The following is an 11,147-nucleotide window of genomic DNA, read 5'->3' on the forward strand; positions in this document are numbered from 1 at the left end:
CAGGTTGGCGATATGCTGAGGAATAAACTGGTCTTTCTGTGCGTTCACTTGGGGCAACAGCACGGCCACGGCCTCGTTAAGACCTGGTGTCTGCTCGTACCTGTTGTCTACCAGTTTCGCCATGGCCCACAGCAGGTTGGCGATATGCTGAGGAATAAACTGGTCTTTCTGTGCGTTCACGTGGTGCAACAGCGCGACCACGGCCTCGTTGAAATCTGGTGTCCGCTCCTGTCCGTTGTCCACCAGTTTCGCCATGGCCCACAGCAGGTTGGCGATATGCTGAGGAATAAACTGGTTTTTCTGTGCGTTCAAGTGGGGCAACAGCGCGACAACGGCCTCGTTGAAATCTGGTGTCCGCTCCAGCCCGTTGTCCACCAGTTTCACCATGGCCCACAGCAGGTTGGCGATACCCTGTGGTTTAAAGTTAGCTTTCTGTGCGTTCACGTGGGACAACAGCGCGGCCAAGGCCCTTTTGAGCTCTGGTGTCGGCCCCAGCCCGTTGTCCACCAGTTTCGCCATGGCCCATAGCAGGTTGGCGATGTGCTGAGGAATAAATTGGTCTTTCTGTGCGTTCACATGGGGCAACAGGGCAGCCACGGCCTCGTTGAGCTCTGGTGTCTGCTCCTGCCCGTTGTCCACCAGTTTCGCCATGGCCCACAGCAGGTTGGTGATATCCTGAAGTTTTAAGTGAGCTTTCTGTGCGTTCACGAGGGGCAACAGCACGGCCACGGCCTCGTTAAGATCTGGTGTCCGCTCCTGTCCGATGTCCACCAGTTTCGCCATGGCCCACAACAGGTTGGCGATTTCCGGTGGTCTAAAGCAAGCTTTTTGTGTGTTTACGTGGGGCAACAGCGCAGCCACAGCCTCTTTGAGTTCTGGTGTCTGCTCCTGCCCGTTGTCCACCAGTTTCGCCATGGCCCACAGCAGGTTGGCGATAGCCTGAGGAATAAATTGGCCTTTCTGTGCGTTCACGTGGTGCAACAGGGCGGCCACGGCCTCGTTGAGCCCTGGTGTCTGTTCCTGGCCGTTGTCCACCAGTTTCGCTATGGCCCACAGCAGGTTGGCGATTCCCTGTGGTTTAAAGTTCGCTTTTTGTAAGTTCACGTGGGGCAGCAGCACGGCTACGGCCTCGTTGAGCTCTGGCGTCCGCTTCTGCCCGTTGTCCGATAGTTTCGCCATGGCCCACAGCAGGTTGGCAATATTCTGGGTATCAAATTGGTCTTTCTGTGCGTTCACATGGGACAACAGCGAAGCCACGGCCTCGTTGAGCTCTGGCGTCCGCTCCTGCCCGTTGTCCACCAGTTTCGCCATGGCCCACAGCAGGTTGGCGATTCCCTGAGGAATAAATTGTTTTTTCTGTGCATTCACATGGGGCAACAACACGGCCATGGCCTCTTTGAGCTCTGTTGTCCGTTCCTGCCCGTTGTCCACCAGTTTCGCCATGGCCCACAACAGGTTGGTGATTCCCTGGGCATCAATATCCCTGGCTTGAGTTTTCTGGTTGCACTTGAATATTATTGCATCAAGTAGCGTTGACAATAAGGCAGCTTGAGTGAGCTTAACATGCTCATCCCTGGGTTTATGAGGGGTAAAAACACCCGCTGAAGTAAATGAGTGAAGTGTTGTCGTCAGGCTTCGCCAATTCCAGCTCCGTGTTGCTGTGAAATTTTGCAGCAAACGCATCAGCTGGCTTTGTTCAGCTCGATTTAACGGTCTTTGAACAGCGGACGTGTATTTTTTAATTGAACTGGCATATTGCCCGTGATTTCTCCCATTATAGCGATGACCGAAACGATCCGATTGACTTACCAGATCATCCATTATTTCTGGTTTGATGAGGGCATTAAAATCTTGAGCAGAGTTGACTGAACGGCACTGTAGATGTTGAGAAGAGCGTGTGCCAGAAGAATGGTAAAATTCGTTGCGACCCGGTGCAGTGCGAGGGGGATTATTCCATTGTCTGCCTGTGGCATGTCTGTATCGCCCACGCCTTGAAGAAGGGGCACGACCATTCGGTTGGTTGTAACCGTTATCTGATCTTGTGTATTGACCAATGATACCAGCAGAACTTCTATCCATAATTATATTTCATTAATTCATGAAAATATAAAAAACAGACTGCTGTTCTGCTCAGAAGTTCATTTTACAGAAAAGTTTACTTGAGTCATTATGGCAAGAAGGCGATTACTGGCTGTTTGTTTTCTTCCTCTTTGCCGGGTTGGTTTGCTCTTGTAAATGTTCTTCGGCAGTAACGTATGCAGCATCTGTCCACCCTCTTTTAAGTGAAACAGAGTCATGCCCCTGTGGCGGGATGCCTATCCTGATCTTTATTTGATCAATATAGGGTTTCATTAAATCGTTGTTAAAAAGCCGGTTAGCCGGGATTTCAATGACCTCAAATCCTGCTTTTTGCAGCAGTGCGATTTTCAGCAGAGTCGAACCATTCCTGGTGTTGAAATCACCACCCATGTAATGAGAGGGGCCCTGAACTTCAATCACCATGTTGTGATCTGGCAGAAGCAGGTCAACCGGAGGTAATGAGTTCAGACTCTTTTCTTCTTCGATCTTCAGAGATGGAATAGATGATTGGAGTTGATTGCGGAAGTCGGATTGACGTTTTGAAACGATTGTCTGGTAAGGGGGGCGACCGGACACGCTCTGCCAAGCCAACTCGCGGCCATGATCATGATGGATTGATCCTCTTTATTACCTGGCGATGTATTTTCCATGCGAGTAAACAGGTCATCCATGTGCTTTTCAAACACGTTATTTTTAATGGCATTGGAGTCTAGAGCCAACCTGGCACAGCATACCATTACTCCCCAGAGAGACATCGATATCCCTTCCTGAGAAAACTGAAGGTTCTCACTGATTCGATAGACAAGCGATTCGAACGTAGAGGTAGCCACGTTCAGCTCAACGAGTTCACCCAGTTTGGCCGTGGCCCACAGCAGGTTGGCGATATGCTGAGGAATAAATTGGTCTTTCTGTGCGTTCACGAGGGGCAACAGCGCGGTCAAGGCCCTTTTGAACTCTGGCGTCGGCTCCTGCCCGTTGTCCAACAGTTTCGCCATGGCCCACAGCAGGTTGGTGATTGCCTGTGGGTTAAAGTTAGCTTTTTGTAAAATCACGCAGGTCAACAGCGCAGCCACCGCTTCGTTGCACTCTGGTGTCTGTTCGTACCCGTTGTCCACCAGTTTTGCCATGGCCCACAGCAGGTTGGCGATATCCTGGGCATTAAATTGGTCTTTCTGTGCGTTCACGAGGTGCAACAGCGCGGCCACGGCCTCTTTGAACTCTGGTGTCGGTTCCAGCCCGTTGTCCACCAGTTTCGCCATGGCCCACAGCAGGTTGGCGATACCCTGAGGAACAAATTGGTCTTTCTGTGCGTTCACGTGGGGCAACAACACGGCTACGGCCTCGTTGAGCCCCGGTGTTAGTTCCTGCCCGTTGTCCACCAGTTTCGCCATGGCCCACAGCAGATTGGCGATTTCCTGAGCTCCAATATCACTGGCTTCAGGTGTTTGGTTGCACTTGAATATTATTACATCAAGTAGCGTTGATAATAAGGCAGCTTGAGTGAGCTGAACACGCTCATTCATGGGTTTATGAGGGGTAAAAACACCCGCTGAAGTAAATGAGTGAAGTGTTGTCGTCAGGCTTCGCCAATTCCAGCTCCGTGTTACGGTAAATTTTTGCAGCAAACGCATCAGCTGGCTTTGTTCTGTTCGATTTAACGGTCTTTTAGACGCTGACGTGTATTTTTTAATTAAACTGGCATATTGCCCGTGATTTCTCCCATCATAGCGATGACCGAAATGATCCGATTTACTCACCAGATCATCCATTATTTCCTGTTTGATGAGGGCATTAAAATCTTGAACAGGGTTTACTGAACGGCACTGTAGATGTTGAGAAGAGCGTGTGCCAGAAGAATGGTAACATTCATTGCGACCCGGTGCAGTGCGGTGGTGATTATCCCATGGTCTGATTGTGGCATGTCTGTATCGCCCACGCCTTGAAGAAGGGGCAGGGCCATTCGGTTGGTTGTAACTGTTATTTGATCTTGTGTATTGACCACTGATACCAGCAGAACTTCTATCCATAATTATATTTCATTCATTCATGAAAATATGAAAAGCAGACTGCTGTTCTGCTCAGAAGTTCATTGTGCGGAAAAGTTTACTTGAGTCATGATGGGAGGAAGGCAATTACTGACTGTTTGTTTTCTTCCTCTTTGCCGGGCTGGTTTGCTCTTGTGAATGTCCTTCGGCAGTGACGTATGCAGCATCTGTCCACCCTCTTTTAAGTGAAACAGAGTCATGCCCCTGTTGCTGGATGCCTATCCTGAGCTTTATTTGATCAATATATGGTTTCATTAAATCTTTGTTCAAAAGCCGGTTAGCCGGCATTTCAATGACCTCAAATCCTGCTTTTTGCAGCAGTGCGATTTTAAGCAGAGTCGAACCCTTCCTGGTTTTGAAATCACCACCCACGTAATGATATGGTCCCTGAATTTCAATCACAATATTGTGATCCGGCAAAAGCAGGTCAACCGGAGGCAATGAGTTCAGACTCTTTTCTTCTTCAATCTTCAAAGATGGAATAGACGATTGGAGTTGATCGTGGAAGTCGGCCTGGGTTTTTGAGATGGCTGTCTCGTAATTGCGAACGACCGGACAGACTCTGCCAAGCCAACTTGCGGCCATGAACATGATGAATTGATCATCTTCTTTACCTGGCGAGGTATTTTCCAGGCGAGTAAACAGTTCATCCATGTGCTTTTCAAACACATTATTTTTATTGGTATTGGAGTCTAGAGCCAACCTGGCACAGCATACCACTACTCCCCAGAGAGACATCGATATTTCTTCCTGAGAAAACTGCAGGTTCTTATTGATTCGATAGACAAGCGATTCGAACGTAGAGGTAGCCAGGTTCAGCTCAATCAGTTCACCCAGTTTGGCCGTGGCCCACAGCAGGTTGGCAATACCCTGGGCATTGAATTGGTCTTTCTGTGCGTTTACGAGGGGCAACAGCGCGACCACAGCCGCGTTGAGCCCTGGTGTCTGCTCCTGCCCGTTATCCGCCAGTTTCGCCATGGCCCACAACAGGTTGACGATTTCCTGTGGGTTAAAGTTCGCTTTTTGTACGATCACGCAGGGCAACAGCGCGACCACAGCTTCGTTGAGCCCTGATAACTGTTCCTGCCCATTGTCCACCAGTTTCGCCATGGCCCAAAGCAGGTTGGCGATTTCCTGTGGTTTAAAGTTAGCTTTTTGTACGATCACGCAGGTCAACAGCACAACCACGGTTTCGTTGAACTCCGGTGTCTGCTTGTACCTGTTGTCTACCAGTTTCGCCATAGCCCACAGGAGGTTGGCGATATGCTGGGGAATAAATTGGTCTTTCTGTGTATTCACATGGGGCAACAGCGCGGCCATAGCATCTTTGAGTTCTGGTGTTTTCTCCAGCCCGCTGTCCGCCAGCTTCGCCATGGCCCATAGCAGGTTGGTGATTTCCTGTGGTTTAAAGTCAGCTTTCTGTGCGTTCACTTGGGGCAACAGCACGGCCATGACCCCGTTGAGGCCTGGTGTCCGCTCCAGCCCTTTGTCCACCAGTTTCGCTATGGCCCACAGCAGGTTGGCGATATGTTGAGGAATAAACTGGTCTTTCTGTGCGTTCACGCAGGGCAACAGCGCGACCACGGCCTTGTTGAAATCTGGTGTCCGCTCCTGCCCATTGTCCACCAGTTTCGCCATGGCCCACAGCAGGTTGGCGATATGCTGAGGAATAAATTGGTCTTTCTGTGCATTCACCTGGGGCAACATCGCGATCACTGCCTCTTTGAGCCCTGGTGTCTGCTCCTGTCCGTTGTCCACCAGTTTCGCCATGGCCCACAGCAGATTGGCGATCCCCTGTGGTTTAAAGTCAGGTTTCTGTGTGTTCACGTGGGGCAACAGCGCGGCCACGGCCTCATTGATTTCTGATGTTTGCTCCAGCCCTTTGTCCACCAGTTTCGCTATGGCCCACAGCAGGTTGGCTATAGCCTGAGGAACAAATTGATCTTTCTGTACGTTTACGTGGGGCAACAACACGGCCACAGCCTCTTTGAGCCCTGCGGTCCGCTCCTGCCCGTTGTCCACCAGTTTCGCCATGGCCCACAGCAAGTTAGCGATTTCCTGAGTGCCAATCTCACTGCCTTCAGGTTTTTGGTTGCACTTGAATATTATCGCATCCAATAGCGTCGATAATAAGGCAGCCTGTGTGAGCTGAACACGCTCATCCATGGGTTTATGAGGGGTAAAAACACCCGCTGAAGTCAATGAATGCAGTGTTGTCGTCAGGCTTCGCCAATTCCAGCTCCGGCTTGCTGTGAAATTTTGCAGCAAACGCATCAGCTGGCTTTGTTCCCCTCGATTTAACGGTCTTTTAACCGCTAACGTGTATTTTTTAACTGAACTGGCATACAGGCCGTGATCTCTCCCATCATAGCGTTGACCGAAACGATGCGATTTACTCACCAGATCATCCATTATTTCGGGTTTGATGAGGACATTAAAATCTTGAGCAGAGTTGACTGAACGGTGAATTAGATATTGAGAAGGGCGTGTGCCGGAAGAATGGTGAAATTCATTACATCCCGGGGTAGAGCGGGGGTGACTATCCCGCTGTCTGACTGTGGCATGTCTATATTGCCCACGCCCTGAAGAAGGGGCATGGCCATTCGGTTGGTTGTAACCGTTACCTGATCTTGCGTATTGACCACTGATACCAGCAGAACTTCTATCCATAATTATATTTCATTAATTAATGAAAATATAAAAAGCAGACTGCTGTTCTGCCCAGAAGTTCATTTTGCAGAAAAGTTTACTTGAGTCATGATGGGAGGAAGGCGATTACTGGCTGCCTGTTTCTTCCTCTTTGCCGGGTTGCTTCGCTCTGCTAAATGTTCTTCACCAGTCACGTATGCAGCATCTGTCCACCCTCTTTTAAGTGATACAGAGTCATGACCCTGTGGCGGGATGCCTGTCCTGATCTTTATTTGATCAATATAGGGTTTCATTAAATCGTTGTTCAAAAGCTGGTTAGTCGGGATTTCAATGACCTCAAATCCTGCTTTTTGCAGCAGTGCGATTTTCAGCAGAGTCGCACCATTCCTGGTGTTGAAATCACCACCTACGTAATGAGAGGGGCCCTGAACTTCAATCACTATGTTGTGATCTGGCAGAAGCAGGTCAACCGGAGGTAATGAGTTCAGACTCTTTTCTTCTTCGATCTTTAAAGATGGAATAGATGATTGGAGTTGATCGCGAAAGTCGGCTTGGGTTTTTGAAATGTTTGTCTGGTAATGGCGAACGAATAGACAGGCTCTGCCAAGCCAACTTGCAGCCATGGTAATGATGGATTGTTCCTCTTCATTGTTTGGCGATGTATTTTCCAGGCGAGTGAACAGGTCATCCATGTGCTTTTTAAGCACGTTATTTTTATGGGCATTGGAGTCTAGAGCCAATCTGGCACAGCATACCATTACGGCCCAGAGAGACATCGATATATCATGCTGAGATAACTGAGGGTTCTCACTGATTCTACAGACAAGCGATTCGAACGTAGAGGTAGCCAGGTTCAGCTCAATGAGTTCACCCAGTTTGGCCGTGGCCCACAGCAGGTTGGCAATACCCTGGGCATTAAATTGGTCTTTCTGTGCGTTCACGAGGGGCAACAGCGCGACCACAGTCTCGTTGAGCCCTGGTGTTGGCTCCTGCCCGTTGTCCACCAGTTTCGCCATGGCCCACAGCAGGTTGGCGATTTCCTGTGGTTTAAAGTTAGCTTTTTGTACGATTACGCAGGTCAACAGCACAGCCACCGCTTCGTTGAACTCTGGTGTCTGCTCGTGTCCGTTGTCCACCAGTTTCGCCATGGCCCACAGCAGGTTGGCGATTTCCTGTGGGTTAAAGTTAGCTTTTTGTACGATCACGCAGGTTAACAGCGTAGCCACCGCTTCGTTGAACTCTGGTGACTGTTCGTACCCGTTGTCCTCCAGTTTTGCCATGGCCCACAGCAGGTTGGCGATATGCTGGGGAATAAATTGGTCTTTCTGTGCATTCACTTGGGGCAACAGTGCGGCCACAGCATCTTTGAGCTCTGGTGTTTGCTCCAGCCCGCTGTCCACCAGCTTCGCCATGGCCCACAGCAGGTTGGTGATTTCCTGTGGTTTATAGTTAGCTTTCTGTGCGTTCACTTGGGGCAACAGCGCGGCCACGGTCTTTTTGAGCCCTGGTGTTCGCTCCAGCCCTTTGTCCACCAGTTTCGCCATGGCCCACAGCAGGTTGGTGATATGCTGAGGAATAAACTGGTCTTTCTGTACATTCACGTGGGGCAACAGCGCGACCACGGCCTTGTTGAAATCTGGTGTCCGCTCCTGCCCGTCGTCCACCAGTTTCGCCATGGCCCACAGCAGGTTGGTGATTTCCTGTGGTTTAAAGTTCGCTTTCTTTGCGTTCACTTGCGGTAACAACGCGGTCACGGTCTCGTTGAACTCTGGTGTCGATTCCAGCCCGTTGTCCACCAGTTTCGCCATTGCCCATAGCAGGTTGGTGATATGCTGAGGAATAAATTGGTCTTTCTGTGCGTTCATGTGTGGCAACAGCGCGGCCACGGCCTCTTTGAGACTTGGTGTCTGCTCCTGCCCGTTGTCCACCAGTTTCGCCATGGCCCACAGCAGTATGGCGATTTCCTGTGGTGTAAAGTTAGCTTTCTGTACGTTAACCAATAGTGGGTCCACAGCTTCTTTGAGCTCTGGTAACCGCGCCTGCCCGTTGTTCACCAGTTTTGCCATGGCCCACAGCAGGTTGGCGATTTCCTGTGGTTTAAAGTTAGCTTGCTGTGCGTTCACTTGGGGCAACAGTGCGGCTACAGCATCTTTGAGCTCTGCTGTTTGCTTGTAGCCGTTGTCTACCAGTTTTGCCATGGCCCACAGCAGGTTGGCGATATGCTGAGGAATAAATTGGTCTTTGTGGACGTTCACGTGGGGTAATAGCGCCGCCACGGCCTCTTTGAGTTCTGGTGTTCGCTCATGCCCATTGTCTATCAGTTTCGCCATGGCCCACAGCAGGTTGGCGATTTCCTGTGGTTTAAAGTCAGCTTGTTGTGTGCTCACGCGGTGTAACAAAGCGACCACGGCCTCGTTGAACTCTGATGTCCTTTCCTGCCCGTTGTTCACCAGTTTTGCCATGGCCCACAGAAGGTTGGCGATAGCCTGGGTAGCAATATCCCTGGCTGGAAGTTTTTGGTTGCAGTTAAATATTATTGCATCAAGTAGCGTTGACAATAAGCTAGCCTGAGTAAGTTTAACTCGCTCATCCATGGGTTTATGAAGGGTAAAAACACCCGCTGAAGTAAATGAGTGCAGTGTTGTCGTCAGGCTTCGCCAATTCCAGCTCCGGGTTGCGGTAAAATTTTGCAGCAACCGCACCAGCTGGCTTTGTTCTGTTCGATTTAACGGTCTTTTAGCCGCTGACGTGTATTTTTTAATTGAACTGGCATATTGCCCGTGATTTCTCCCATCATAACGATGACCGAAACGATTCGATTTACTCACCAGATCATCCATTATTTCCTGTTTGATGAGGGCATTAAAATCCTGAGCAGAATTTACTGAACGGCACTGTAGATGTTGATAAGAGCGTGTGCCAGAAGACTGATAATATTCATTGCGACCCGGTGCAGTGCGGGGGGGATTATCCCATTGTCTGACTGTGGCATGTCTGTACCGCCCGGGGCTTGAAGAAGGACTATGGCCATTCGGCTGGTTGTAACCGTTATCAGATCTTGTGTATTGATCACTGATACCAGTAGAACTTCTATCCATAATTATATTTCATTAATTCATGAACATATAAAAAGCAGACTGCTGTTCTGCTCAGAAGTTCATTTTGCAGAAAAGTTTACTTGAGTCATGATGGGAGGAAGGCGATTACTGGCTACTTGTTTTCTTCCTCTTTGCCAGGTTGCTTTGCTCTACTAAATGTTCTTCGCCAGTCACGTATGCAGCACCTGCCCGCCTTCTTTTAACTGGTACAGAGCCATGACCCTGTGGCGGGATGCCTGTCCTGATCTTTATTTGATCAATATAGGGTTTGATTAAATCGTTGCTCAAAAGCTGGTTAGCGGGGATTTCAATGACCTCAAATCCTGCTTTTTGCAGCAGTGCGATTTTCAGCAGAGTCGAACTATTCCTGGTGTTGAAATCACCACCTACGTAATGAGAGGGGCCCTGAACTTCAATCACCATGTTGTGATCTGGCAGTAGCAGGTCAACCGGAGGTAATGAGTTCAGACTCTTTTCTTCTTCAATCTTCAAAGATGGAATAGATGATTGGAGTTGATCACGGAAGTCGGCTTGGGTTTTTGAAATGGTTGTCTCGTAATGGGGGACCACCGGACACGCTCTCCCAAGCCAACTTGCGGCCATGGCAATGATGGATTGAACCTCTGCATTTTCTGGGGATGTATTTTCCAGGCGAGTAAACAGGTCATCCATGTGCTTTTCAAGCACGTTATTTTTATTGGCATTGCGAACCAGAGACAACCTGGCACACCAAACCATGACTCCCCAGAGAGACATCAATATATCTTGCTGAGAGAGCTGAGGGTTTTCACTGATTCGGTAGACAAGCGATTCAAACGTGGATGTAACCATGTTCAGCTCAACGAGCTCACCCAGTTTCGCAGTGGCCCACAGCAGGTTGGCAATTTCCTGTGGTTTAAAATTAGCTTTCTGTGCGTTCACGTGGGGCAACAGCGCAGCCACGGCCTCGTTGAACTCTGGCGTCTGCACCTGCCCGTTGTCCACCAGTTTCGCCATGGCCCACAGCAGGTTGGCGATTTCCTGTGGCTTAAAGTTAGCTTTTTGTGCGTACACGTGGGGCAACAGTGCGGCCACAGCCCCTTTGAGCGCTGGTGACCACTCCTGCCTGCTGTCCACCAGTTTCGCCATGGCCCACAGCAGGTTAGCGATTTCCTGTGGCTTAAAGTGAGCTTTTTGTGCGTACATGTGGGGCAACAGTGCGGCCACAGCCCCTTTGAGCGCTGGTGACCACTCCTGCCTGCTGTCCACCAGTTTCGCCATGGCCCACAGCAGGTTA

Annotated in this window: 6 protein-coding genes; all 6 read right to left on the bottom strand. The window is 49.8% G+C overall.

The annotated features are described in order from the left end of the window. The coding region (locus ACO6VE_RS22860; RefSeq protein ID WP_422463648.1) for a DUF1601 domain-containing protein at nucleotides 1-2,079 on the bottom strand (2,079 nt) is incomplete at its 3' end. 105 nt (nucleotides 2,080-2,184) lie between these two features. Then, nucleotides 2,185-2,655 (bottom strand): RAP domain-containing protein, encoded by a 471-nt coding sequence (locus ACO6VE_RS22865; protein WP_422463650.1) that lies wholly within the window; start codon nucleotides 2,653-2,655, stop codon nucleotides 2,185-2,187. Then, on the bottom strand, nucleotides 2,568-4,106 hold the full coding sequence (locus ACO6VE_RS22870; RefSeq protein WP_422463652.1) for a DUF1601 domain-containing protein: 1,539 nt from the start codon (nucleotides 4,104-4,106) through the stop codon (nucleotides 2,568-2,570). Before ACO6VE_RS22870 ends, ACO6VE_RS22865 begins: the two co-directional genes overlap by 88 nt. 105 nt (nucleotides 4,107-4,211) lie before the next feature. Further along, entirely contained in the window at nucleotides 4,212-6,794 is a 2,583-nt protein-coding gene (locus ACO6VE_RS22875) for a DUF1601 domain-containing protein (protein ID WP_422463654.1), read from the bottom strand. 59 nt (nucleotides 6,795-6,853) lie between these two features. Further along, the gene (locus ACO6VE_RS22880) at nucleotides 6,854-9,871 is read right to left on the bottom strand and encodes a DUF1601 domain-containing protein (protein WP_422463656.1); all 3,018 of its coding nucleotides are present in this window, start codon (nucleotides 9,869-9,871) and stop codon (nucleotides 6,854-6,856) included. A gap of 105 nt (nucleotides 9,872-9,976) precedes the next feature. Further along, the coding region (locus ACO6VE_RS22885; RefSeq protein ID WP_422463658.1) for a DUF1601 domain-containing protein at nucleotides 9,977-11,147 on the bottom strand (1,171 nt) is incomplete at its 5' end.

Source organism: Endozoicomonas sp. ALB115 (assembly GCF_049310245.1).
Taxonomy (GTDB): Bacteria; Pseudomonadota; Gammaproteobacteria; order Pseudomonadales; family Endozoicomonadaceae; genus Endozoicomonas.

Bases quoted from the DNA above. Each gene is read 5' to 3' on its own strand.
- ACO6VE_RS22870 (WP_422463652.1), bottom strand. From the start codon at position 4,106: ATGGATAGAAGTTCTGCTGGTATCAGTGGTCAATACACAAGATCAAAT.
- ACO6VE_RS22875 (WP_422463654.1), bottom strand. From the start codon at position 6,794: ATGGATAGAAGTTCTGCTGGTATCAGTGGTCAATACGCAAGATCAGGT.
- ACO6VE_RS22880 (WP_422463656.1), bottom strand. From the start codon at position 9,871: ATGGATAGAAGTTCTACTGGTATCAGTGATCAATACACAAGATCTGAT.